This is a genomic window from Enterococcus sp. AZ015 (assembly GCF_050499225.1).
Lineage (GTDB): Bacteria > Bacillota > Bacilli > Lactobacillales > Enterococcaceae > Enterococcus_D > Enterococcus_D entomosocium.
Genome location: NZ_JBMHEX010000001.1, coordinates 690,508 through 714,905, shown reverse-complemented (window position 1 = coordinate 714,905; position 24,398 = coordinate 690,508). Strand labels below are relative to the sequence as shown.

At 44.1% G+C, this 24,398-nt stretch carries 21 protein-coding genes and 1 other annotated feature; of the genes, 3 read left to right on the top strand and 18 right to left on the bottom strand.

Features of this window, described 5'->3' with window-relative positions:
• Positions 1-41: 41 nt before the first annotated feature.
• The 5 genes from IGK85_RS03285 to IGK85_RS03265 all read right to left on the bottom strand — a co-directional run bounded on the left by IGK85_RS03285 (position 42) and on the right by IGK85_RS03265 (position 4,357).
• The gene (locus IGK85_RS03285; RefSeq protein ID WP_005225166.1) at positions 42-422 is read right to left on the bottom strand and encodes a MerR family transcriptional regulator; all 381 of its coding nucleotides are present in this window, start codon (positions 420-422) and stop codon (positions 42-44) included.
• Between the two features lie 290 nt (positions 423-712).
• Positions 713-1,957, bottom strand: coding sequence for a GTPase HflX (gene hflX / locus IGK85_RS03280; protein ID WP_008377064.1), 1,245 nt, complete (start codon positions 1,955-1,957; stop codon positions 713-715).
• Positions 1,954-2,871, bottom strand: a complete 918-nt coding sequence (gene miaA / locus IGK85_RS03275; RefSeq protein ID WP_008377061.1) for a tRNA (adenosine(37)-N6)-dimethylallyltransferase MiaA — start codon at positions 2,869-2,871, stop codon at positions 1,954-1,956. Before miaA ends, hflX begins: the two co-directional genes overlap by 4 nt.
• Positions 2,868-3,617 (bottom strand): glycerophosphodiester phosphodiesterase, encoded by a 750-nt coding sequence (locus IGK85_RS03270; protein ID WP_008377059.1) that lies wholly within the window; start codon positions 3,615-3,617, stop codon positions 2,868-2,870. Before IGK85_RS03270 ends, miaA begins: the two co-directional genes overlap by 4 nt.
• A 221-nt stretch (positions 3,618-3,838) precedes the next feature.
• A complete protein-coding gene (locus IGK85_RS03265; protein WP_008377057.1) occupies positions 3,839-4,357 on the bottom strand; it encodes a hypothetical protein in 519 nt (172 codons plus the stop codon).
• A 175-nt stretch (positions 4,358-4,532) separates the two neighbouring features.
• Between IGK85_RS03265 and clpP the strand changes: the two genes are divergently transcribed.
• The gene (gene clpP, locus IGK85_RS03260; RefSeq protein WP_005225161.1) at positions 4,533-5,123 is read left to right on the top strand and encodes an ATP-dependent Clp endopeptidase proteolytic subunit ClpP; all 591 of its coding nucleotides are present in this window, start codon (positions 4,533-4,535) and stop codon (positions 5,121-5,123) included.
• A gap of 60 nt (positions 5,124-5,183) precedes the next feature.
• Here clpP and IGK85_RS03255 read toward each other — a convergent pair whose 3' ends face one another.
• From IGK85_RS03255 to IGK85_RS03245, 3 genes are all read right to left on the bottom strand, one after another.
• Positions 5,184-5,777: a gamma carbonic anhydrase family protein gene (locus IGK85_RS03255; protein WP_016611938.1), complete on the bottom strand. Its 594-nt coding sequence runs from the start codon at positions 5,775-5,777 to the stop codon at positions 5,184-5,186.
• Positions 5,778-5,839: 62 nt separating this feature from the next.
• Entirely contained in the window at positions 5,840-7,597 is a 1,758-nt protein-coding gene (locus IGK85_RS03250; protein WP_005237514.1) for an ABC transporter ATP-binding protein, read from the bottom strand.
• The gene (locus IGK85_RS03245) at positions 7,594-9,327 is read right to left on the bottom strand and encodes an ABC transporter ATP-binding protein (protein WP_008377050.1); all 1,734 of its coding nucleotides are present in this window, start codon (positions 9,325-9,327) and stop codon (positions 7,594-7,596) included. The genes IGK85_RS03250 and IGK85_RS03245 overlap by 4 nt, the downstream gene beginning before the upstream one ends.
• 401 nt (positions 9,328-9,728) lie before the next feature.
• Between IGK85_RS03245 and IGK85_RS03240 the strand changes: the two genes are divergently transcribed.
• Positions 9,729-9,941 (top strand): DNA-directed RNA polymerase subunit epsilon, encoded by a 213-nt coding sequence (locus IGK85_RS03240; RefSeq protein WP_005225157.1) that lies wholly within the window; start codon positions 9,729-9,731, stop codon positions 9,939-9,941.
• Position 9,942: 1 nt separating this feature from the next.
• Complete coding sequence (rnjA, locus tag IGK85_RS03235) at positions 9,943-11,622, top strand: ribonuclease J1 (RefSeq protein ID WP_005237517.1); 1,680 nt, start codon at positions 9,943-9,945, stop codon at positions 11,620-11,622.
• A 142-nt stretch (positions 11,623-11,764) separates the two neighbouring features.
• Here the strand turns inward: rnjA and IGK85_RS03230 are convergent, their stop codons facing one another.
• The 10 genes from IGK85_RS03230 to ezrA all read right to left on the bottom strand — a co-directional run bounded on the left by IGK85_RS03230 (position 11,765) and on the right by ezrA (position 24,114).
• Positions 11,765-11,965 carry a cold-shock protein gene (locus IGK85_RS03230; RefSeq protein WP_005225155.1) on the bottom strand — a complete coding sequence of 67 codons (201 nt, stop codon included), beginning with the start codon at positions 11,963-11,965 and terminating at the stop codon, positions 11,765-11,767.
• Between the two features lie 200 nt (positions 11,966-12,165).
• Positions 12,166-12,858: a RadC family protein gene (gene radC, locus IGK85_RS03225; RefSeq protein ID WP_008377042.1), complete on the bottom strand. Its 693-nt coding sequence runs from the start codon at positions 12,856-12,858 to the stop codon at positions 12,166-12,168.
• A gap of 82 nt (positions 12,859-12,940) precedes the next feature.
• Positions 12,941-13,615 (bottom strand): HAD family hydrolase, encoded by a 675-nt coding sequence (locus IGK85_RS03220; protein ID WP_008377039.1) that lies wholly within the window; start codon positions 13,613-13,615, stop codon positions 12,941-12,943.
• Positions 13,608-14,921: a bifunctional folylpolyglutamate synthase/dihydrofolate synthase gene (locus IGK85_RS03215; RefSeq protein WP_008377037.1), complete on the bottom strand. Its 1,314-nt coding sequence runs from the start codon at positions 14,919-14,921 to the stop codon at positions 13,608-13,610. The genes IGK85_RS03220 and IGK85_RS03215 overlap by 8 nt, the downstream gene beginning before the upstream one ends.
• Before the next feature lie 148 nt (positions 14,922-15,069).
• Positions 15,070-17,715, bottom strand: coding sequence for a valine--tRNA ligase (locus IGK85_RS03210; RefSeq protein ID WP_061053800.1), 2,646 nt, complete (start codon positions 17,713-17,715; stop codon positions 15,070-15,072).
• A gap of 436 nt (positions 17,716-18,151) precedes the next feature.
• Positions 18,152-18,386: a binding site (T-box leader), on the bottom strand.
• Positions 18,387-18,443: 57 nt separating this feature from the next.
• Positions 18,444-18,935, bottom strand: a complete 492-nt coding sequence (gene tpx, locus IGK85_RS03205; RefSeq protein WP_008377033.1) for a thiol peroxidase — start codon at positions 18,933-18,935, stop codon at positions 18,444-18,446.
• A 65-nt stretch (positions 18,936-19,000) separates the two neighbouring features.
• Positions 19,001-19,654, bottom strand: a complete 654-nt coding sequence (locus tag IGK85_RS03200) for a redox-sensing transcriptional repressor Rex (protein ID WP_005237525.1) — start codon at positions 19,652-19,654, stop codon at positions 19,001-19,003.
• A 153-nt stretch (positions 19,655-19,807) separates the two neighbouring features.
• Positions 19,808-21,016, bottom strand: coding sequence for a tRNA uracil 4-sulfurtransferase ThiI (gene thiI / locus IGK85_RS03195; protein ID WP_008377031.1), 1,209 nt, complete (start codon positions 21,014-21,016; stop codon positions 19,808-19,810).
• Between the two features lie 47 nt (positions 21,017-21,063).
• Positions 21,064-22,206 (bottom strand): cysteine desulfurase family protein, encoded by a 1,143-nt coding sequence (locus IGK85_RS03190; RefSeq protein WP_035006519.1) that lies wholly within the window; start codon positions 22,204-22,206, stop codon positions 21,064-21,066.
• Between the two features lie 186 nt (positions 22,207-22,392).
• Positions 22,393-24,114, bottom strand: a complete 1,722-nt coding sequence (ezrA, locus tag IGK85_RS03185) for a septation ring formation regulator EzrA (protein WP_008377027.1) — start codon at positions 24,112-24,114, stop codon at positions 22,393-22,395.
• Positions 24,115-24,398: the final 284 nt, after the last annotated feature.

The following is a 24,398-nucleotide window of genomic DNA, read 5'->3' as shown; positions in this document are numbered from 1 at the left end:
CCAATTCTTATTTTATATCACAGCAATGATCTACAAGTGCTCTACATTCGTGGACCTTTTTGCTGGTATGGCTGTTGTTGATTCAATCCACCTTGAGCCAAGAGTTCATCATAAAAAATTCGACGTACATCTTCATCGGTCAGCGGCGGTTTGTTCTTCGCTTCTTTTTCTTTGGCAACTTTCATTTCATAAACTCGTTTGATTCCTGCCATGTTCAGTCCATCGGAAAGATAGTCTTTGATCTCTAGCAAGGTATCAATATCATTCAGCGAGTACATTCGTCGATTGCCATCGCTGCGTTCCGGGTGGATCAATTCTTGTTCTTCGTAATAACGAATTTGACGGGCGGTGAGATCGGTCAATTTCATGACTGTTCCGATAGGAAAGACTGACATTGAGCGCCGCAATTCTTTTTCCCGCATAACTTGGCTCCCCTCCGTTTCAATGATGCTGCGTAACTTTATGGAAACTATACCAATTCTTTTTTTGCGTGTCAACCCCTCATGTTAGAAAAAGTGACATGAATGCAAATTTTTTTGATTTTTTCATTGGGCCCTTGATTTGATCGCATGTTCAAGCAGTCCTTTTTCTGGAAGAAATGGTGCCTTAGCCAAAAATGTTCGGGTTTTGCACTCGAAGGAAGTCAAACCACTTATGCTCCCATAATTTTGTCACCACAAAAAAAACGGTGCATCAGCTGCACCGTTTCTGTTTATTCCTGTTCTTGCGCCATTCTGCGTAGTGGATAGGTATCCTCCAGCGCAAATCCTTTGATATGATAGGTCTGTGTTGCTTCATCGAAGGCATTACTCAACACTAGCGACTCCCGTTTTAAACGATTCAGCGCATTGCCTTCATCGGCTTGCAGCACCAGATGATAAGGCTGCATGATCTGCATCAATTCCATTTTGATCGCCTGAGTCAAGCGCTCTTTGCCTTTGGTACTCTTTGCCGAGATCAAGACATTGGGAAATAACGTTGGGACAAACTGATCGGCGTCGATGCGATCCGCCTTATTGTAGACCGTCAACATCGGTAATTGGGTCAAAGAAAGTTCTTCCATTAACTTCAAGACGGTCTCCTCTTGCTGAACCCGTTCTTCGGAACTGGCATCGACGACATGCAGCAAGAAGTCCATGTTTTGACTTTCTTCCAGTGTGGAATGAAACGCATCGATCAATTGGGTCGGCAATTCTTGGATAAAGCCAACCGTATCGGTAATGGTGACTTCAAATCCTTCCGGCATCCGCCAGCGTTTCGTCAAAGGATCGAGTGTTGCGAACAGCTGGTCTTGTTCATAGGTATCCGCACTGGTTAAAATATTTAAAATAGTTGATTTTCCGGCATTGGTATAACCAATCAAGCCCATTTGAAAGACTTGGCTGTCTTTGCGCTTTTGGCGTGTCCGGTCTCGATGGGCGGCCACTTCCTTCAATTCCCGTTTGATGATGGTGATGCGGTTGCGGATGTGTCGACGATCGGTCTCCAGCTTGGTTTCCCCTGGCCCTCTCGTTCCGATTCCGCCCCCTAGCCGAGACATGTTCTTTCCTTGCCCTATCAAACGTGGAAGCAAATAATCCAGCTGCGCCAATTCTACTTGCAGCTTTCCTTCTTTGGAACGGGCACGCATCGCAAAAATATCGAGGATCAGCTGGACGCGATCAATCACTGGCACTTCTAGCGCATCACCGATCAACTGGCTTTGCCTTGGTGTCAGTTCATGATTGAAGATCACTAGATCTGCTTCATGTGCTTCTGCCAACTGCTGCAATTCCACAACTTTCCCCTTGCCAATCACGGTTTGTCGATCGACTTGCTGCCGTTTTTGCACCAGTGAAAAAACAACTTCGCCATTGGCGGTTTTTGTTAAGCTTTTCAATTCTTTCATTGACGAATCAAAATGAAGATAGTTTTTCTCCGTTTCTACTCCGACAAGAATCACACGTTCTTGGCTCATCTTTTCTCCTCCAACCATTGGTTGATTTCTGTTTCAAGGGTACGTTGTTCTTCAGGTTGTCTCACTAAATCAATCCATCGGGGCTGTGCTCGGTTATTGAACCACGTCAGCTGCCGCTTGGCGTAGCGGCGTGAGTTTTGCTTGATTTGCTCAATGGTTTCATCCAATGTGGCCTGCCCGTGAAAATAGGGCAAAAATTCCTTGTAGCCGATCCCTTTTGCGGCTTGCGTTTCTGGATACTGCAAAACAGCTTTTGCTTCTTCGATCAAGCCTTGATCCATCATTAAGTCCACTCGCTGATTGATTCGCTGGTATAACAATTCTCGCTCAGTGGTTAAACCGATCATGAAGAAATCGTACAAAACTTGCGGTGTTTCTTTTGGTGCAGCAATACTTTCGCCAGTCATTTCAAAAACCTCCAACGCACGAATCACTTTCCGCTCATTGTTGTAGTGGATCTTCGCTGCTGCCAAGGGATCGACCGCCTGCAGCTTTTGCCATAGAGCTTCTTTGCCGATGGCTGCTGCTTCTTGTTCATAGCGCTGACGAATCGTTGGGTCGCCTTCTTCTGCCCCTAAACGAAAGTCATACAAAAGCGCTTGGATGTATAGCCCTGTCCCCCCCACAACGATCGGCAGCTTTCCTTGCTGCTGGATCGTCTCAATGGCTTCACGCCCCATTTGCTGGAAATCAGCGGCAGAATACGTTTCCGTCATTGCACGAATATCGATCAAATGATGAGGAATCCCTGCCATTTCTTCCTTCGTCACTTTGGCGGTACCGATATCTAATTGTCGATAAATTTGCATGGAATCCCCGCTGATGATCTCCCCATGGTATTTTTGAGCTAATTGGATACTCAAGGCGGTTTTACCGACTGCGGTCGGTCCCACGATCACTAAGACTTTTTTCATCCTTTTGTTTCCTCGCGGACCTGCTGCACAATTGCCCGAGCGTTTTCTGGAAAATCGGTGATGATCCCGGTCAACCCCAAAGCCAAGCAGGTGCGAATCGCCGCTTCTTCATTGACAGTCCACGGACGGATCGCAATCGGAAAATCAGTCAAGACCGTTTCTGTCTCTTGGACCCAGCGATAGGCCGGATGAATTCCTTCGATATACGGTCGGCTGAGCGCCAACGGTGGTTTGTCTTCCCCGCGTCCCATAATAAAATCAAGGATCGCATCCGGTTCGATCGCATGCATCCGATCCAAAGTCTCGATATTAAAGGAACAATACCAATGAGTAAAAGGCCATTCTTGGCTATTCAATAAGTCGGATACTTTGGCTTCGATTCCTTCATACTCATAATGATCGGTTTTTAATTCGATCGTCAAAATGCCACGATAATTCTTCGCTGCAAGTAAATCCAACACTTCTTTTAGCGTGGGGACTTTGGCGGCTTGGAATTCCTCAGAAAACCAGCTGCCGGCATTGAGTTCTTTTAGTTCAGCAACCGTCAGGTCACAGATCCGACCTTTGCCGTTGGTCGTTCGATCAACCGTTTCATCATGCATGACGATCAAGCCGCCATCTTTTGATAGATGTACATCTAACTCAATGATATCAGCTTTGACCCGCACCGCTTCCGCGAATGCCGGTAGCGTGTTTTCAGGTCGGTTGCCGCTACTCCCGCGGTGGGCAACGATTTGTACCATCATTCTTTCACTCCATTCTCACTCTTTATTTTACCATGGAATCTGCTAGAACCAAAAAGCCTCTGTTTGTTTTGATCCTTTTAAGGGGACAGCGCTTTGTTTCGGTCAAAGAAAAACACTCTTACTATGATCGCAGTAAGAGTGTGTGTGATCAGTTGAAAAAGTGCAATCGTCGATACTCTGGTTTGGTTACCTTAACCAAGGCGACCGACTGACCAAAAGAATCAAATCGTTTTTGAAAAATAGGTCAACGGTTCGCTCGTCATGTTTTTCATTTGGTTTTTACGCTCATTGACCATTTCAACCAATTGATCAAGGAAATTTTCCATAATGATCCGACCGCCTTTATACGTATAACCACCGATCTTAACGGTTTCCTCTGGCGACAAAATCACCCGACGTGTCCCGATTTTTTTGAAAAATTCTTCCAAGAAAAAATTCGGTAGATAAAAACTATTTTGCGCCGCAAAAGATTGTAGATAGGCGAAATCATCGATGGTGATATAACAGTCATCAAAAGCATCAAAGCTGACATACTCATCCATCAACATGACCCGTTTTTGTAGAATCTCACTGATTTTTTGATTCAATAAAACCAGCGTTTCGATTTCTTTGACTTTATGCTCCAACAAACGGCGTTGTTTTTCTTTTTGTTCCTCATACCGAATGCGTAAATTAAAAATGATGGTTACTAACAATGCGCCCACTAAGACGCCAATCAAACCTGCTATTGCTACTGCCATTCTTCGATCCTTCCTCATTCCTTTTTTAATATTGTATCATATTTGAAAGTTTCGCAAAAAAGATAACGAACTTTTTATTTGACCTTTCTTGACCTAATCGGTATACTATCTCTTAGATATTGCGAAAACTTTATGCTAAACTATATCTATAACGATTTTTAGGAGGACTATCACTATGAATTTAATTCCTACTGTCATTGAACAATCATCTCGCGGTGAAAGAGCGTATGACATCTATTCTCGTCTATTAAAAGACCGGATCATTATGTTGAGTGGTCAAGTAACCGATGACTTAGCAAACTCGATCATTGCTCAGCTTTTATTCTTAGACGCGCAAGATTCTGAAAAAGACATCTACTTGTACATCAATTCGCCTGGCGGAAGCGTTACTGCTGGTCTAGCGATCTTTGATACCATGAACTTTATCAAAGCCGATGTCCAAACCATCGTTATGGGGATGGCTGCTTCTATGGGTTCATTCTTATTGACCGCTGGTGAAAAAGGCAAACGTTTTGCGTTACCAAATGCAGAAATCATGATTCACCAACCATTAGGTGGCGCACAAGGTCAAGCAACTGAGATTGAAATTGCTGCCCGCCACATTTTGGCAACCCGCGAACGTCTGAACAAAATCTTATCAGAACGTACTGGTCAACCAATCGAAGTGATTGAACGCGATACCGATCGCGACAACTTCATGACCGCACAAGAAGCCAAAGACTACGGCTTGATCGACGAGATCATGGAATCAAACAAATTGAAATAAGCTTGCATAAAAAGGTGTACGAAGCAATTCGTACACCTTTTTACGTCTTTTGGTTCATCGTCAGACTTCGCCATATTGGCCTTGTTGGTAAGCATGCCCATTTTCCACGTAATGCGTGATGTTTGCCTGATTTTTGGCGATCTCTTCTTCTGTCAACGGGCGGATCACTCGTGCCGGACGACCAAACGCCAACACATTAGGAGGAATGACGGTTCCTTCCGTCACTAACGAACCGGCACCTAACAAACTATTTTCGCCGATCACGGCATGATTCAAAACGATCGAGCTCATGCCGACCAGCGCCCCTTTTTTGATGGTACAGCCATGGAGCATACACTGATGCCCAACAGTCACATCGTCTTCAACGATCGTCGGGGCATCGTGATCAACGTGGATGATCGTTCCATCTTGAATATTGGTACGCGCGCCGATTTCGATTCGATTGGCATCGCCTCGAATCACTGCTTGAAACCAGACCGTACTATCTTTTCCTAGAGTCACGTTTCCTACGATCGTCGCATTTTTTGCCACAAAACAAGGTGTCGCTTGCGGCGAGGCGGGCGAAACTGTTTTTTGGGTTTCATTCCCTGATTGTTCTTTGTCCATCAACTTCTCCTTCCAATCCATAAACGGATCTGCGCTTTCTTTTTTCACTATAGCACCACCCTTGCTACAATGCAAAAAGAGCGCCAGTCAGACTGGACGCTCTTTTCGGCTTACTCGGCTTCTTCTGAAAATTGACTTTGATACAGTTGGCTATAAAAGCCGCCAGCTGCCAACAAGGTCTCGTGATTGCCTTTTTCAATGATCGACCCTTGATCCATCACTAAGATCAGATCCGCTTCACGAATCGTTGACAAACGATGGGCGATCACAAAGCTGGTACGACCTTCCATCACTTTATCCATTGCTTTTTGAATCAGCGCTTCTAAGCGGGTATCTACCGAACTGGTGGCTTCATCGAGAATCAAAATCTTCGGATCAGAGATGACTGCCCGGGCGATGGTCAACAATTGTTTTTGTCCCAAAGAGACATTGTCGCCTTCAGAATTGATGATCATCTCGTAGCCATCTGGCATCGTACGAATGAAGTGATCCACATTGGCGGTTTTCGCTGCATCAACGACTTCATAATCGGTGGCATCTAATTTCCCAAAGCGAATGTTATCGCCGATCGTGCCTTCATACAACCACGCATCTTGTAAAACCATCCCAAACAGTGAGCGGACATCGTGACGTTCCATCTTCTTCGTGTCGATGCCGTCGATCTTGATGGCCCCTTCATTGACATCATAAAAACGCATCAACAAATTGATCAAGGTCGTTTTCCCAGCACCTGTTGGTCCAACGATCGCCACAGTTTGTCCAGCTTTGACTTCAAAGTTCAAGTCTTTGATCAATGGTTTTTTCGGATCATAGGCAAAGCCGACATGTTCAAAGGTCACGTCACCTCTGATTTGTTCCGGCAATTGGATATCGGTTCGATTGACTGGCTCTTCTTCCTCATCTAAGATTTCAAAGACCCGTTTTGCTGCTGCTGAGGCACTTTGCAAGACGGAAGACAACTGGGTAATGTTCCCCATTGGCTGACTGACTTGCCAAATGTATTGAATGAACGCTTGCAGCTGACCAACAACGATCACGCCGCTGATCACGTAAAAACTACCCATGACTGCCATTGCGATATAGGTAAAGTAAGCGGTCATTTGCACCAGCGGCATCATCAATCCTGACACAAAGGCAGAACGAAAGCCGTAATAGCGCAACTGGTGGTTAACGTTTTTAAACCCTTCAAGTGTTTGCTTTTCCCGTCCATACACTTTCAACACACTGAATCCAGTCATGTTTTCTTGTACGTAGCCGTTCAGATCTCCTAACGCATTTTGCATGCCTTGGAAGTCCTTTTGCGACTTTTTGACGATTGTGCGAGAAATCAATAAGGAGGCTGGGATCATGATCAATGAAACCAATGCCATGTAAGTATTGATATAAAACATCATAGAAACCGCCATAATGATTCCTAAGAAGGCATTGACGATCCCGATCAAGGCTTGCTGCATCGCACCGCTGACGGCATCCACGTCATTGGTCACCCTTGACAGGATATTCCCTTGCTGGTTGCGGTCGAAGTAAGAAACGGGCAGACGATTGATTTTTTCTTCAATGTCTTGCCGCAAATCTCGCATCGCAGATTGGACAACGTTGGTGATCAGCAGCCCTGACATCAATTGTGAGAAACAGTAACCGACACCAACGACTGCGATCCAGATCAAGCAAAGGATCACGTAATCAAAATTAACGCCTTCGCCTGCAGCGATGTTGCGGCTGATCTCTGTCGTCGGCAATCCAGAAACATACGGCATTGCCGCATTGAAGCCGACGGTTGCAACTGTAAACAGCAAGACTAGGATAAATTGTACTTTGTATGGTTTGATGTAAGCACCTAACCGTTTTAAAGAAGAGATTGCTTTCATTGTGCCAACTCCTCCTCTGATAATTGTGACGCCGCAATGTCGTAGTATACTGGACAAGTTTGCAGCAGTTCTTTGTGGGTACCGATCCCAACCACATCGCCTTCATTCAAGACGACGATCTTATCGGCATTCATGATCGTTCCTACTCGTTGAGCAACGATCAAAACGGTCGATTCCGTGGTTTCTTTTTTCAAACGTGCCCGCAATTTTGCATCCGTTTGGTAATCCAATGCAGAAAAACTATCATCAAAAATATAGATCTCTGGTTGGCGAATCACCGCACGGGCAATCGCTAGACGTTGTTTTTGTCCGCCAGAGAAGTTGCTTCCGCCTTCTGCCAAATGAGCATCAAAGCCATCTGGTGTGCGAGAAATGAAATCGGCCGCTTGCGCAATCTCGGCTGCTCGTTCCAGCTCTGCTTGCGTGGCATCTTCTTTCCCATAGCGCAGGTTTTCTGCGATCGTCCCTGTAAATAGCAACGCTTTTTGAGGGATAAACCCGATCTTGTTGCGCAAAGTCGTTAAACTGTAATCCCGAACGTCAACGCCATCCACCAAGACTTGGCCTTCACTGACGTCGTAAAAACGCGGAATCAATTGGATCAAGGTCGATTTCCCGCTCCCGGTACTACCGATAAACGCCACAGTTTCACCTGGTGAAGCGGTAAAGCTAACATTACGAATCACTGGACTTTGGGCATGTCCCGGATAAGCAAAGGTAACATTTTTAAATTCCAAGAAACCTTTTGTCTTAGTTTCTGTCACTGGCTGTTCTGACTCTTTGATTTCAGAAGTCGCATCTAACGCTTCTTGGATTCGGCGAGCAGAAACGGCCGCTCGTGGATACATCGTAAAGACGGTCGCAAACAGCATGAAAGAAAACAGCGCATGGAAGATGTATTCGATAAACGCAATCAAGTCACCGACTTGCAGTTGCCCTTGATCGATTTGAATACTTCCCGTCCAAATAATCAAGATCATCACGATATTGAATAAGAAGAAAAAGCCCGGTTGTGCCGTTGCCATCAAGCGAAACAAGCTGCGAGAACTAGACGCATAGGCTTGGTTGACTTTGCCAAAGCGTTTTTCTTCAAATTTTTCATTGACGAAGGCACGGATCACTCGTAAACCAGAGAGATTTTCCCGCAAAATGCCATTGATTTTATCTAGATTGGCTTGTTGCTTGGTGGATAATGGTTCCGAGATTTTGGCAATGGCGATGACTGCCATTAGCAATATCGGCAACGCCCCCAAGACATATAATCCTAGTTGTGTACTTGTCCGCATGACCATGTACAAGCTGACCACAAACATCATGGGTGTCATCAAACCCGTCCGTAAGATGCTTTGCATAAACAGCATGATTTGATACGCATCATTGGTCACACGGGTGATCAATGATGAAACCCCGATTTTTTCATATTCAGTATGTGAATAGCCTTGGACTTTTTCAAAAAGATCGTCACGAATATCTGCCACAATGTTAGTGGTGATACGTGACGTGAAATAGCCTAACAAAATGTTCATCGTGATCCCCACAATGGTGATCGCGATCATCGCCGCACCCATTTTCCATATGTAGTCGCGATCACCAGCGGCGATCCCTTTGTCGATCATTCTTGCCAATAACGTCGGCAAACCTAATTCAATCAAAATAAAACCAAAAACACAGATGAAATTAAAAACCAGCAGTTTCTTGTTTCTCATCGTGTAGTGCCACATTAATTTCAAAAAATCCCCTCCTTTTTTACTTCATTACTTCTACTATAGCATAGGAATATTCTTATTGTAATGCACTTTCAACGAAAAAAAGCAAACTTCAGCGATAGTCCTTTCATTTTCTTTCAGTAAGCCTTTTCAAAATGACGTGTTTCTATACTTATTCGTTTTTCTGTGATAAACTAGGGATACTTGTAGTGGAACGACTTACAAACCCGGTGAATTTTTTATGACGACATTTGGAAAGCAAAGACGAGGCTTTCTCTTTTTTCTCACAACGATTGTCTGAAAAAAGCATGCAGCGGCTCTCGAAGCCTTCTTTTCAGGTCACTTTATTCGGACCTCGATTTTGTGATGCAGCGAATTCATCAACCAAATAGACTACTGCGAAAAGCAGATAAAGGAGAAAAGATATGATTTACAAAATTTATTACCAAGAAACAAAAGACCGCAACCCAAAGAGAGAACAAACCCACTCTTTGTACATTGAAGCAGACGATGCAGTGATCGCACGCCGTCTGGTTGAACAAAATACCCCATACAACATCGAGTTCGTTCAAGAACTAGATGAAAAACATTTAGCTTACGAAAAAGAAAACGCTGATTTCAAATTAGCGGAGTTTTAAGATGAAAGTTTCGCTGAAAAATAATGAGACTGGCGTATTCGGCGTCGGTGGACTTGGCGAAATCGGAAAAAACTGTTATGGGGTTCAATTCCAAGATGAGATCATCTTAATTGACGCGGGAATCAAATTCCCCGAAGATGAACTGCTTGGGATCGACTATGTCATTTCCGATTATAGCTACATCGTTCAAAATTTACCGAAAGTCAAAGGCTTGATCGTCACTCATGGTCACGAAGACCATATTGGCGGAATCCCTTACTTGTTGCGGGAAGCCAATATCCCGATCTATGCGGGACCCTTGGCACTTGCTTTGATCACCAACAAATTAGATGAGCATGGCTTATTGCGGGACGCGGAATTACACGAAATCAATGAAGATACGGTGATTCGTTTCCGTAAAACATCCATCAGCTTCTTCCGAACGACTCACAGTATCCCTGATGCTTTAGGTGTCGTTGTCAAAACGCCTTCTGGCAATATCGTCGCAACTGGCGATTTCAAGTTTGACTTTACGCCTGTGGGCGAACCAGCAAACTTGCACAAAATGGCAAAAATTGGTGAAGAAGGCGTCCTTTGCCTCCTTTCCGATAGTACCAATGCAGAAATTCCGACCTTTACCAAATCAGAAAAAACGATCGGCAGCTCGATCCAAAAGATTTTTGAAAAAATCGATGGTCGGATCATTTTCGCCAGCTTTGCCTCCAACATTTTCCGTCTCCAACAAGCTGCAGATGCGGCGGTTGCGACTGGACGTAAAATCGCCGTTTTTGGACGCAGTATGGAAAATGCGATCGTCAACGGACAGCGCCTTGGCTATATCAAGGTGCCAGATGGAACCTTTGTAGAATCTCATGAGATCAACCGTTTGCCTGCAAACGAAACCATGATCCTTTGTACGGGTTCTCAAGGAGAGCCAATGGCTGCTTTAAGTCGAATTGCCAACGGGACTCACCGTCAAATCCAAATTCACCCAGATGATACCGTGATTTTCTCAAGCTCACCGATCCCAGGAAATACCACGAGTGTCAACCAGCTGATCAACTTACTGTTGGAAGCTGGCGCAAACGTGATCCATGGCAAATTGAACAACATCCATACTTCTGGTCACGGTGGCCAAGAAGAACAAAAACTGATGTTGCGTCTAATGAAGCCAAAATTCTTTATGCCTGTCCACGGGGAATTTCGGATGCTGAACATCCACACCCAACTGGCACAAGATGTCGGTGTACCAAAAGAAAATTGTTTCATTATGGAAAATGGTGACATGTTGGCCTTAACAGCGGATACCGCTCGCTTGGCTGGTCATTTCAATGCCAATGATGTTTATGTCGACGGCAGCGGTATCGGTGATATCGGGAATGTCGTCTTACGAGATCGTCGTATTCTTTCAGAAGAAGGCCTCGTCTTAGCGGTAGCGACAGTCGATGTGGCGAAGAAAGAAGTTCTTGCTGGACCAGATATTCTTTCTCGTGGGTTTGTTTACATGCGGGAATCCGGCGAGATGATCAACGAAGCCCAACAAATTCTCTTCCGTGCGTTGCGAGAAGTCTTGAACCAACCAGACCCAACAGAGCACAAATTAAGAGAAGCGATGTCATCGGCTTTACAGCCATTCCTATTTGAAAAAACCGAGCGTCATCCAATGATCCTTTCAATGATCATGACACCGGATAATTTATAGTTTCACATGCAAGGGGAGTTCTCAGGTTACTGGGAACTCCCCTTTTTCCTTTCCGTTGCAAAAAGAAAAAAAAGACCATCGAATCGATGGTCTTTTGGGTTTTTGATTTCAAAGTGCTCTTACTGGCAGTTTGTTTGAAAGCTTACGCTTTGTTTACGTTAACTGCTTGAGGTCCACGATCAGAATCTTCCACGTCGAAAGTTACTGCTTGACCTTCTTCTAAAGTTTTGAATCCTTCACCTTGGATCGCTGAAAAGTGTACAAATACGTCTGTACCGTCTTCGCGAGAGATAAAACCAAACCCTTTTTCAGCATTGAACCATTTTACTGTACCTTGTTCCATTATAAAAAAACCTCCTCGTGCATAAGCACTTAATTATGTGTAACATTGCCTTTGTGCGATAGAGGCCTAACGTGCGTTTCAACATCTATTCAGCAAACAAAATTACAATAATATTTTACACTTGCCCGTATTTTTTTGCAAGACAGACGATTAGACAATTCACCTTTATTTTTAATAATGTTCGCAAATTAGCCGTTGTGTCAGCAAATTTCTTGATGCCAGAGGCCTTCTTCTCGCAAACTAACATAGGCATTGTCGCCAATAATTAAATGATCCAGTAGTTCGATCCCCATCAAGTCTCCGCACTTGATCAAGCGGCGTGTAAACAGCAGATCTGCCTCTGAGGCTTGAGGACTTCCACTTGGGTGGTTGTGAACGACGATCACTCGTGCGGCACTGTAGCGTACCGCCCAATGAAAAATCTCCCGTGGGTGAGCGATCGACTGATTCAACGATCCGATGAAGATCGTCTTTTTTTGAATGATCTCATTTTTGGTATTCAAATAAATCCCGAGCAAGTGCTCCTGACGAAAGTCTTTTAATTCTTGGATCAGCTGATGAGCGATCGCCATACTGGAGTTGATCTTGCCGTACTTTGGTTGAACAGACCGCTGGATCCGCACACCTAATTCAATCATCGCTTTGATCTCGATGGCTTTGATTTGTCCGACGCCGCGAATTTCTTGTAATTCATCGATTGTCGCTTCTTTTAATTCATACAATTCTTCAAAACGATTCAAGACACTAGCCGCTAATTCCAAGACATTTAGGGGCCGTGAGCCAGTCCGCAACAAAATTGCCAACAGTTCTTGGTTCGAAAGGGCATCAACCCCATATTGCACTAAGCGCTCTCGTGGAAACGAGCTTTGGGGAATCTCTGTTTCATTGATCATAAAAAAACTCCTTTGCGTCGGTCTAATAAAAGATACGCAAAGGAGAGAGTATTTCATGAATAAGATGCGCAAAAAATCACAGTTAAATCGAAAAAGCCGTTTCTAGAAAATCTGGGACATCCTCTAGTGAAGGCAAGACTTTCAAGACTTTTTCTTCAATGATGGTCGTCGGCGCGATCAAATCGGGAATCATAATGACTGAGATCCCTGCCCCATGAGCAGCATGAATACCGTTAGCCGAATCCTCAAGGATCACCAATTCTTCTTTTGGTACCGCCAGTAATGCATGAGCTTTTTCAAAAATCTCAGGATCTGGTTTTGCCCGTGTGACATCATCAAAGCAGACGATCTTAGGAAATTCCGCCGTTAAGCCTGCTGCTTCCAGCAAGGTGTCGATCACTTTGCGCTGGTTGCTAGAGGCCAACACTCGAGGAATCTTTTTCTCATCAAGATAATGCAATAACTCGTGGATCCCTGGCTTCAATTCAGCCTCGCCCCGTTGGAACATTTCCAACGTTTGCTGAAAAGCCGCTTGAATAAATTCTTCAATCATCTGATGACCAAAGGCTTCATCGAATCTCTCATGATAAGCTGCCCAGACTTCTTCATCCGAAACACCTACATAGGCTAGGTATAACTCTTTTGTATAGGGAATACCCATTTGATCCGCCACGATTTGAGTCGCTTGGTAATAAAGCAGCTCCGTGTCAAAAATCAAGCCGTCCATATCGAAAATCACACCACGTAACTTAGCCATTTCTTCCTCCTATTGCCAACAACAATTCACGAACTTCTGAAACAAAATACAAGGATCCTGTCACCAGCAGCAAATCTTCATTGGTCATTTTTTCTAATAATTCTGCCAAGCCAAACTGCCATAAAGAAACGGTTGAGATTCGTTTTTCATCGAGTTCCTGATAGCCGTCTGCCAAATGCAGTGCTTTGGGAAAATCGAAGGTCGTTAAATAAATCTCGGCTTGGGGAATCGATAGCAATTGCTGAAGCATCTCATTGACGTTTTTGGTTTCAAGCGCTGAAAACAGTACATGGATGCGATAGTCGCTGAACTCTTCTTTCATCGTATCTACTAAACGAGCCATGGCGTGTACGTTATGGGCACCATCGATAATCACTAGTGGCTCACTACTGATTCGTTCCATCCGGGCGGGCCAATAGGCTTTTCGCAAGCCATTGCGAATCTCTTTGGCTGAAAAGGGCAGTTGCCGCAGGTCGCAATACAGGCTGTATAATTGGATCGCAACACCGGCATTTTCTGGTTGATGGCGGCCTAACATCGGTGTTTTCAAGCCTTTGATTTTGCCATGCTCATTTTCAAAATCAAATAATTCGCCCCATTCTTCATCGGGACGACGATAGGTCACACGGTACTCTTGCCCTGCATGATAAGCGGGTGCCTGTGCTTCTGTAGCTTTCAAATCGATCACCGAAAGCGCACTTTCAACGATATTGCCAGTAACAAGGGGTGTTTGCGGCTTGATGATCCCTGCCTTATGGGCAGCGATCGCTTCAATGGTATCCCCTAAGACATCCATGTGATCCATGCCGATCGTCGTGATCGCGGTCAAAATAGGAGAAATAACGTTGGTACTATCTAAGAGTCCCCCTAAGCCAACTTCAATAATCGCAACATCGACCTTTTTTTCTTCAAAATAGCCTAATGCCATAGCGGTAATGATCTCGAACTGGGTAATGCCCGTCAACGTTTCATCGCGATCAATTTCAGCAACCAGCGGCTGGATTTTTTCCACCCAAGCGACCAAGTCCTCATCTGATATAAATTGTCCGTTGATTTCAATTCGTTCATTGAACGCTTCAATGTGTGGGGAAGTAAAGGTCCCCACTTGCTGCCCAGCTTCTTCTAAAAGACTACGCAAATAACTGACGGTCGATCCTTTGCCATTCGTACCGGCGATATGGATCATGGTCACCTTTTTTTCAGGATTACCCATCCGTTTTAATAATGCTTCGACACGCATCAATCCAGGTCTTTGCCCAAATGTCAAACGCGAATGGATCCACGCTGTTGCTTCTTCGCTTGTCATCTCGCTCACCTCGCTCCTATTTTAACAAAAAATGAACGGCTTTCCCAATTTCTTTCCTTTAAACGAGAAAATTGTTCGCCCTGTTTCTATTGAATAAGCAAAAACAAGCATCTCCGAAAGATGCTTGTTTGCGTATGATGTGCTCATCCTATTGGATTGTGCGTAATTGTTCGATCCGTTCTTGAACGGCTTTTTGTTTTTCAAGATAATCGGCTTCTTTGCTGCGTTCTTGTGCCACGACTTCCTCTGGTGCATTGGCAACGAAGCGTTCATTCGCCAGTTTGCCTTGTACCCGTTGAACTTCTTGGGTGAACTTCGCTAGTTCTTTCTCCAAACGCGCGATTTCTTCTTCAATGTTGATCAACCCAGCTAGTGGCAAGTAGATCGTCGCACCTGATAGGATGGCAGACATCGCCAATTCAGGGGCTTGCAAGCTGTTAGAGATTTCTAGTTCTTCTGGATTACAGAAGCGTTCGATATAGTTTTTGTTAGCAATCAAGAATTCTTCGATCTCAGGCTCATTTGCTTGGATCAGCAAAGTGATTGGTTTCGAAAGTGGTGTATTTACTTCTGCTCGGATGTTTCGAACCGAACGAATCAATTCTTTCAACACTTCCATCCCTTGCGCCGCTTTTTCATCCGTCCATTCTGGAGCCACTTGTGGATACTCAGCAACGACTAATGATTCCCCTGTATGCGGCAGCTTGCTCCAGATTTCTTCTGTAACAAATGGCATGATTGGGTGCAACAAGCGTAAAATTTGATCAAGAACATGGACTAAGATGCTCTTGTTAACTTGTTTCGCTGCTTCATTGTCACCGTATAACGTTTCTTTCGACATTTCAATGTACCAGTCACAGAAATCATCCCAGATAAAGTTGTATAATTGACGACCTGCTTCACCAAATTCGAAGCGTTCAAAAAGGTCAGTGACTTTTTCAATCGTTTCATTCAAGCGCGTCAAGATCCAACGATCCGCCACTGATTTTTCACCAGAAAAATCAATGTCTTCTGCAGTCATTTCGCTGACATTCATTAAGACAAAACGGGAAGCATTCCAAATTTTATTGATGAAGTTCCAAGCAGCATCCATTTTCTCATAGCTGAAACGCACGTCTTGTCCCGGTGCAGAGCCATTTGATAAGAACCAACGCAATGCATCAGCACCGTATTGTTCAATGACTTCCATCGGATCGATCCCGTTTCCAAGAGACTTACTCATTTTGCGACCTTGTTCATCACGGATCAATCCGTGGATCAAGACATTTTCAAATGGTCGTTTGCCAGTAAATTCCAAACTTTGGAAAATCATACGGCTTACCCAGAAGAAAATGATGTCGTAACCAGTTACTAATGTATTCGTTGGGAAGTAGCGTTGGAAATCTTCATTGTTTTCATCTGGCCACCCCATCGTTGAAAACGGCCATAAAGCAGAACTAAACCATGTATCCAATACGTCTGGATCTTGCTGCCAATTTTCGGCATCTGCTGGCGCTTCAAGTCCTACATACATTTCCCCCGTTTCTTTGTGGTACCAAGCTGGGATTTGATGGCCCCACCACAACTGACGAGAGATAACCCAGTCATGGACATTTTCCATCCAACGTAAGAATGTTTGGTTGAAACGTGGCGGATAAAAGTCCACCGCATCGTCGGTTTCTTGGTTGTCGATGGCTTGTTTTGCTAATGGTTCCATTTTTACGAACCATTGTGTCGATAAACGAGGTTCGACTACTACGCCTGTCCGTTCTGAGTGACCTACGCTATGGACCATTTTTTCGATTTTGATTAGACGACCTAACGCCTCTAAATCTTTCACGATTTGCTTGCGAGCAGCAAATCGATCCATGCCTGCATAGGTACCTGCTAAGTCATTCATTGTTCCGTCATCATTCATGACATTGACCCGTGGTAGGTCATGGCGGTTACCGACCTCGAAGTCATTCGGGTCATGGGCAGGAGTGATTTTTACGACCCCTGTTCCAAATTCTTGGTCCACGTACTCATCAGCGATGATTGGGATCTCTTTATTGACCAAAGGCAAGATCACTTTCTTACCAATCAATGCTTGATAGCGTTCATCTTCTGGATGAACCGCGACTGCTGTATCCCCCAACATCGTTTCTGGGCGAGTCGTTGCGATCTCCACCACACCGCTGCCATCTGCTAATTCGTAAGACATGTGGTAAAAAGCACCTTCGATGTCTTTGTGGATCACTTCAATATCAGATAATGCCGTGCGGGCTTGTGGATCCCAGTTGATGATGTACTCGCCACGATAGATCAAGCCTTTTTCATATAGCGTCACGAAAACTTTACGAACCGCTTCGGATAATCCATCATCTAATGTGAACCGTTCACGGCTATAGTCTAGGGATAACCCTAGTTTCGCCCATTGTTCCCGAATGTGACCGGCATATTCTTCTTTCCAATCCCATACTTGTTCAACAAATTTTTCCCGACCAAGGTCATAGCGAGAAATTCCTTGTTCCCGCAGCTTTTCTTCTACTTTGGCTTGGGTAGCGATCCCGGCATGGTCCATTCCTGGCAGCCATAAGGTGTCATACCCTTGCATCCGTTTTTGACGAATGATGATGTCTTGTAACGTGGTATCCCAGGCATGACCTAAGTGCAATTTTCCTGTTACGTTTGGTGGTGGAATCACGATAGAATAAGGTTTTGCTTCTTTGTTGCCGCTTGGTTTAAAACGGTCATGCTCTAACCAATCTTGGTAACGCCCGGCTTCTACTTCTTGGGGATTGTACTTGGTGGATAGATTCTCAGTTTCTGTCATAGTTGGTCCTCCTAAAGTTACGTTTTTTAAACGTAATGGTTGGTGTGGTTTTTTGGTGCCTGTTGCTGGGTAAAGCACGAAAATGTTCGAATCGTTCAGGATGAGTGCAGTGGTAGAGATGATTATCCGTTGTTTGTTGACGCCTCGTTTGTTGTTCGTAAAAAGTACGTTTCTTACAGAGTTCATGGCTCACTTCCGTGATCCTCTATTGTGTCTTAGGGCCTTTGGCAACCGATCTAACTCGCTTCGTGAACCAATTTTGGTGACTTCGCGTACTGTTCATCATCTGCTCTGTCCACTTTGTGGGCCAATCATAGTGATTCCTAGTATGGTTACTACGCTCCCTATGGTCGCCTAGTACTGTTCATCATCTGCTCTGTCCCTCTTTGTGGGCCACTCGCAGTGATTCACAGCAAAAAGCGCCCTAATGCCGAGGCATTAGGGCGCTGATACGCGGTACCACCTAAATTGCAGATTGCTCTGCCACTTTGACGTGAGGTAACGTTCACGACGCGCTTGATCTTACTGTGCGGCTTTATCTGCAAGAAACAAACCGTGGTTCGGATCAAAGACCTTCAAGCTACCTTTTCAGTGTCTGGGGAAGTCTTGCACCGACCGACTTCTCTCTGACCGCCAGGGTCACTGATACTCCTCTTGAACATTGTCTTGCTATCATAGATTCTTGTTTCATCTTGCTACATTCTACAATGAACTTTTTTGAAAGTCAATCAGAGGTTTGCTTTCGCCGCATCAATGGCTGCTTGATAATCCGGTTCGTGGGAGATCTCAGGCACGATCTCAACGTGTTGAATCACGCCTTCACGGTCCAAAACGAAAATTGCTCGGGCAAAATGACCGAAGTCTGGGATCATGATTTGATAGGCCTCACCGAAGGTATTCGCCGGATCATGAAGCATGATCATGTCGACGCCTTCTTGGCCGCACCATTGTGCTTGTTCTTCTTTTGTATTGTTAGAGATCGTTACAAAATTTATATCATCCAATTGACTTGCCTCTTGGTTGAAACGCTTGGTCTGCAACGCACAAACGCGTGTCACGATATCGGGAACAACGCTGATGATCGTTGGTTTTCCTAAAAAATCAGTCAGTGTATATTCCTTGTCCTCTAAACTTTTCAAGCGAAAATCAGCTGCTTTATCCCCTACTTTTGGTTGGTTGCCGGGCATCTCATAAACCGTTTCTTTGCGTGTAACTTGCATAACATCTCTCCTATAGCATTTTCTCCCAGTATAAGAAAGATTGTCAAAAAACGAAAAGGATTTGCTCAGACTTTCGATTTTTGCGAGTAGGTCGTATCAAAAAAGATCAATGTTTGCAATTCTGTCGTCAAATCAATGTATTGGATATTGACATCTTTTGGCACGATGACGGGATCAGGGGCAAAATTCAGGATTGCTGTGATCCCAGCATCCACGATCGCATCGATCGCCATTTGTGAATAGCGGCTAGGAACAGTCGAAATCGCTACGGTGATCCCTTTTTCTGCTACGACTTCCGCCAATTGGTCCATTCCATAGACATAACGTCCACTAATGGTCTGGCCAATCATTTCTGGATCATTGTCAAAAACCGCGATGACGGAAAGATTTTCATTTCTGCGAAAATTGTTGTTAGCTAACGCTTTTCCTAAATTTCCATAACCAATCAAGGCGATTTTTTTCTCCTCATTGGTTTCTAAAATATAGCTCAAAACCTCAATCAAATAAGGAACATCATAGCCATACCCACTTCTACCCAATTCTCCTAGATGAGAAAAATCCCGGCGGATCGTGGCTGAAGGAACTTGCGTGATTTCTGCAAACTCTTTTGATTTGATTCGCTGAATACCTGAGGCATCCAGTAATTTTAAGTGTCGTAAATAAGCTGGCAAACGTTTTGCCGTTGCTTTCGGAAGTTTTTTATCTCTTAATGCTTCCATCCTGTCCACCCTCCTTGTTAAATGATTCACATATTGAGTGTAGCATGTTCCATTTTCAATAGCAAGAAAATATTCACAAACTCTCTCACACGATGAAAAACGACCACAAATGTTCCCTAACAGTTGTGGTCGTAGTTTAAAAAAGAGAGTTTATTATAAGAATTCAGCGAATTCAGTTGCTGATTTTTCTTGATTTGCCGTGATTACTTCTAGTTTCAACCCAGCCATCGCACGTTCCATCATCCCTTCGATATCGAGACGCTCTTCATATTGATGTACTTTATCCAGTCTTGGGCGTGTCTTTGGTTGAGGGGGGGCAAAGATTGTGCAGCAATCCTCAAAGGGCTGAACCGATAACTCAAAGGTATCAATGGCTTCGGCAACTTCAATGATCTCCAATTTGTCCATCGTTGCCACTGGGCGCACGATTGGCGTATTGGTTACTTCATTGATGGCGACCATGCTATGCAAAGTTTGTGAAGCGACTTGTCCTAATGATTCACCATTTAAGATAATCAAGCCATGACGAGCCTCACGAATCGCATCTGTCAAACGCAGCATCATCCGACGGGTGATGGTCATCCAATAGCCTTGCGGCACACGGTTTTTGATTTCTTCTTGGATTTCCGTAAACGGAACTTCGATAAATTGGATGCTTCCCACATAAGGAGCAAGCTTCTTCGTTAGATCTTTGGCTTTTTGTAATGCTTGTTCACTCGTATAAGGAGGACTTGCAAAATGGACTGCTTCGATCTCAACACCGCGTTTCATGGCAAAGTAGCCTGCAACTGGCGAATCGATACCACCAGAAAGCATCAACATTCCCTTACCGCTGGTGCCAACGGGTAAGCCGGCTGCTCCTTGGATCGTTTCATAGGACAGATAGGCGCCATCGATCCGTATTTCCACCCGCAGATTGATGTCTGGTTTTTTCATTTGGACTTTGATATCAGGAAAACGGTCGATCACCGCATTACCTAAGGTCAAATTCAACTGGTTGCTATCTTGCACAAACGAGTGATCGCTGCGCTTAGCTGTGATTTTGAAGGTCTCAACACCGGTGTAGATCTCTGCCATAACGTCTTGAACGGCTTTCTTCAATACCTCAATGTCTTTTTCAACCCGAATACTAGGGGAAAAGTTTTGAATCCCAAAGACTTTTTGCAGCTTAGGAATGATCTCTTGGCTGTTTTCACCGTTCAATAGCAAGTGCATGCGATCTCGCTCGGCATGAACTTTGACATGGGGATAATCGGCTAAGGTACGTTTGACGTTTGAGGCTAATTGCATAATAAAACTACGACGATTTTTGCCCTTTGTTGACAGTTCGCCGTAACGAACCATGATTTCTGAATAATTCACGAGAAAACTCCTTTGATTTGGATTGATTTTATAGTGCTATGTCGTGCTTAATTAATTTTCGAAAATTTTTGGTACAACTGGTGGAAGACGATTAGAAACTGCTCGACTTCTGCCATCGTATTGCTCTCATCTAAACTGATACGAACAGCGGATGTCGCTAACTGTTCCGGAACGTGCATCGCATGAAGCGTACTGCTGGCCATCTTTTTACGAGAGGAACAAGCGCTCGTCGTCGAAAGATAGATCTGCTTTTCTTCAAAGGCATGGACTAAGACTTCTCCTCTGATCCCTTTTAATGAGAAACAAAGTATATGTGGCGCAAACCCTTCAGTGCCAGAAAAAAGCGTGACTTTCTCATAGCCAGCCAGTGCTTCTTGCAAATAGCCTTTTAATAATTGAACATGGTTCGGCTTTTCAGCCTTGTGTTCCGTCGCTAAACGCAGGGCTTTTGCCATGGCAACGATTGCTGGTACATTTTCGGTACCGCTGCGCTGGTTTTGCTCTTGCCCACCGCCAGTCATCAATGGCGCCAACTTACGACCTTGTTTCCAATAGATAAATCCGGCGCCACGAGGTCCGTGAAATTTATGTGCAGAGAACACGGCAAAATCGACTCGCTCATTGAACCATTGCTCTTGCGGGACCTTTGTGATGGCTTGGACAGCATCTACATGGAAATGGATCGTTGGGTAGTCCGCCAACACGGTTGCGATCTCATGGATCGGTTGAATCGATCCTACCTCATTATTGACCGCCATCACCGAAACCAAAATCGTTTCTTTGCGAATCATGTTTGCTAATTCTGACACGTTGACAAAGCCTTGCGCATCGACAGGTGCCACACTGACCTCAAACCCTAACTCGGCTAATTGAGCGGCTGTTTCACTGACGGCTGGGTGTTCAATACTGGAAATAATCAGGTGATTCCCATAGGCTTTTTTCGCTAAAGCAGTCCCTTTGATGACCCAGTTGTCTCCTTCGGTCCCCCCACTGGTAAATGCGATCTCTTTGGAAGAAACGTTTAACAGATCGGCGATCTGCTGACGTGATTGCTGTAGCAGGCGATTGGCTTGATTTCCTAAATCATGCAGGCTTGAGGGATTGCCGATGATTCGCTGACTGACTTGGACATATGTATTTAAAGCTTGTGGATAAATAGCGGTTGTTGCACTGTTGTCAAAATAGATCAATGATAGGACCCTTTCTCTAAAAAAATTCTTTCCCATTATAACTGCTCTTGGGCTGAGTTTCAAGGTGACTCGCTGGCTTTGGCTTTATTTAAAGGAAACTTTCCCTTCCTTCGTAAGCGTTAATCATGCAGCGAGCCATTCTTTCCATGAAAAAAGCCAGTCAGTTTTTCACTGCTGGCTTTCGTATTATACTAAGTCGCGGTTATTGAAGTAGAAGTTTTCGATCCTTTTGAAGGCACCTGGTTCTACTCGTTCCAACGCTGTGCCGATTTCATCTAGCGCATCTTGATAGCGATATTCTTTACTGAACAAGTAAAGTGATTTGTCGATCGCTGCCTTGATATCTGGATGAGAATGACGATAACGGTTGGCATATTGCATCATTTGCTCAGTCAATGCCGCAGCATCCACCAAGTCTTTCGTTTGTTCATCTAAAAGATCAAGATCTTCTTCACAGACAGAAACCAATTTATTGATTTCTTGCATGTTGATGCGAATCTTGTTCAATTCTTTGCCTAGTTCTTCCACCCGATCTGTTGCCACGAAGAAGAATTCTAAGTACTCACCTGGCAAACCAGGTAAGCGTTGCTTCTCAACAAACCGCTTCAAGTTGCGTAGACGGAATTCGAAGCTTTCCACTTTTTCTTGCGCAACTTTTTCGCCACGACGTAATTCCGCAAGGGAATCATCGATTTCGACTTGCTGGCTTTCCACATCATCCAAAATCTTGTAGGCATCTTTGTAGAAGCTTTGCACTTCTGAATAAGGAATTTCGTGCTTTTCTAATTGTGGTAGGTACTCGTTATTGCGACGAGCCAATTCGTCGACTTCCGTTTGGAAACCACGGACGCGACCTAATTCATTATGATTCAATGTATAGCTTTGTGCCGTATGATCCAACTCGATCAACAACTGACGGTTGTTCTTCGTTGCGTGGTCAATATAGTCTTCAATGATTTGGCGATTTTTCATGACATATTTCTTGGCATTGATCTCACGTTCCATCACCGTATACAAGGCATCGATATCACTTGCAGTATCACGACTTGCCACTTCAACGGAAGCGACTTCTGTTTTCGCTAGATCGTTCATGGAGTTTTCAACTCGTTTTTTCACACGGTTGATTTCTTCTTGGAAGTTTGCTTCTGGGAACACATATTTTTGTTCTAATAATTTTTTGTAGCCATCTTGGATTTCTTTCAACTGATCTGGGAAGGTACGGTTTAATTCTTCGTAGGCCGCTGGGATCCGTTTCATTAAGTCTTCTACTTCATAGGTGTGTTTTTCTGCTTGGTCTAACACTTCCCGTGCTTCCACAGGATCGCCTGAAGTATTTAAGGTAACAAATTGGGTGAACTCAATTTCAATGTTTTTGATTTGTTTTTGCAGCTCATTGTAAGCAGGACCGAATTCTTCGCCTTGATCCCGTAGCTTCTTCTTCAAGTCTTCGTAAACGTCCAACGCTTTTTGGACTTCCAGTGAATTTCGTTCTTCACTTTCTCGTAATTCTTTCAAGCCGGCGCGAATCTCTTCTACTTGGCGTTCCATCTCATCCATGGTCGCTTCCGCTTGAACAATCGCCCCTTTTGCTTTGAAAAAGCGGATGCGTTCGTTTAGTTCTTCCACTTCAAAGATTTGACTCTCAAGTTCAGCAAAAGATTTTGTGGAGATATCTGTCCATTGTTGGTTCCACTCACGGAAGGTGTTTTGACTTTGACCAACCAAGTGCATTCTTTTTACTTCATCGACTTCTTCGATCACCGGTAAGTCAAACAGATTTTCTTTGCGTTTTTCCAAGTCATTTAGCTTTTCTTGGTTTTTCTTCCGCATGAAAAAGCCAATTGCATACAAGACCGATGCGATGATGATGATGGCAATGACAATTCCAAAGATGATATTAGTTCCCATTTTGTGGTTCCTCCAATTTTCAAATATACATGTTTCGTCTAAAATCTGCTGATCAGCAGATTGATTGATAAGTTCGTTGAGTATAAAAAGGACAGACAGTCCCTTTATAAAAAAGCATCTACGCTAGATTATAGCATAAAGAAAAAAATCAAGCATTAGATTGAGGCAAAAAAGATCGACTTTTTTCGCATTGAATAAAATCATTCACGGCTTTTCCATCGATAATGAAAACAAATCGTGAAATTTACATCAACAAGTGACTTTTTTTCTGATTTTTCCGATTT

Excerpts from the sequence above, each read along its gene's own strand:
- rnjA (WP_005237517.1), top strand. The coding sequence starts at position 9,943 with ATGAAAGTTTCGCTGAAAAATAATGAGACTGGCGTATTCGGCGTCGGT.
- IGK85_RS03220 (WP_008377039.1), bottom strand. The coding sequence starts at position 13,615 with ATGGCTAAGTTACGTGGTGTGATTTTCGATATGGACGGCTTGATTTTT.
- hflX (WP_008377064.1), bottom strand. The coding sequence starts at position 1,957 with ATGAGCCAAGAACGTGTGATTCTTGTCGGAGTAGAAACGGAGAAAAAC.
- IGK85_RS03200 (WP_005237525.1), bottom strand. The coding sequence starts at position 19,654 with ATGGAAGCATTAAGAGATAAAAAACTTCCGAAAGCAACGGCAAAACGT.
- IGK85_RS03210 (WP_061053800.1), bottom strand. The coding sequence starts at position 17,715 with ATGACAGAAACTGAGAATCTATCCACCAAGTACAATCCCCAAGAAGTA.
- IGK85_RS03285 (WP_005225166.1), bottom strand. The coding sequence starts at position 422 with ATGCGGGAAAAAGAATTGCGGCGCTCAATGTCAGTCTTTCCTATCGGA.
- IGK85_RS03230 (WP_005225155.1), bottom strand. The coding sequence starts at position 11,965 with ATGGAACAAGGTACAGTAAAATGGTTCAATGCTGAAAAAGGGTTTGGT.
- IGK85_RS03240 (WP_005225157.1), top strand. The coding sequence starts at position 9,729 with ATGATTTACAAAATTTATTACCAAGAAACAAAAGACCGCAACCCAAAG.
- tpx (WP_008377033.1), bottom strand. The coding sequence starts at position 18,935 with ATGCAAGTTACACGCAAAGAAACGGTTTATGAGATGCCCGGCAACCAA.
- ezrA (WP_008377027.1), bottom strand. The coding sequence starts at position 24,114 with ATGGGAACTAATATCATCTTTGGAATTGTCATTGCCATCATCATCATC.
- IGK85_RS03265 (WP_008377057.1), bottom strand. The coding sequence starts at position 4,357 with ATGGCAGTAGCAATAGCAGGTTTGATTGGCGTCTTAGTGGGCGCATTG.
- IGK85_RS03215 (WP_008377037.1), bottom strand. The coding sequence starts at position 14,921 with ATGACAAGCGAAGAAGCAACAGCGTGGATCCATTCGCGTTTGACATTT.
- IGK85_RS03250 (WP_005237514.1), bottom strand. The coding sequence starts at position 7,597 with ATGAAAGCAATCTCTTCTTTAAAACGGTTAGGTGCTTACATCAAACCA.
- clpP (WP_005225161.1), top strand. The coding sequence starts at position 4,533 with ATGAATTTAATTCCTACTGTCATTGAACAATCATCTCGCGGTGAAAGA.
- IGK85_RS03270 (WP_008377059.1), bottom strand. The coding sequence starts at position 3,617 with ATGATGGTACAAATCGTTGCCCACCGCGGGAGTAGCGGCAACCGACCT.
- radC (WP_008377042.1), bottom strand. The coding sequence starts at position 12,858 with ATGATCAATGAAACAGAGATTCCCCAAAGCTCGTTTCCACGAGAGCGC.
- miaA (WP_008377061.1), bottom strand. The coding sequence starts at position 2,871 with ATGAAAAAAGTCTTAGTGATCGTGGGACCGACCGCAGTCGGTAAAACC.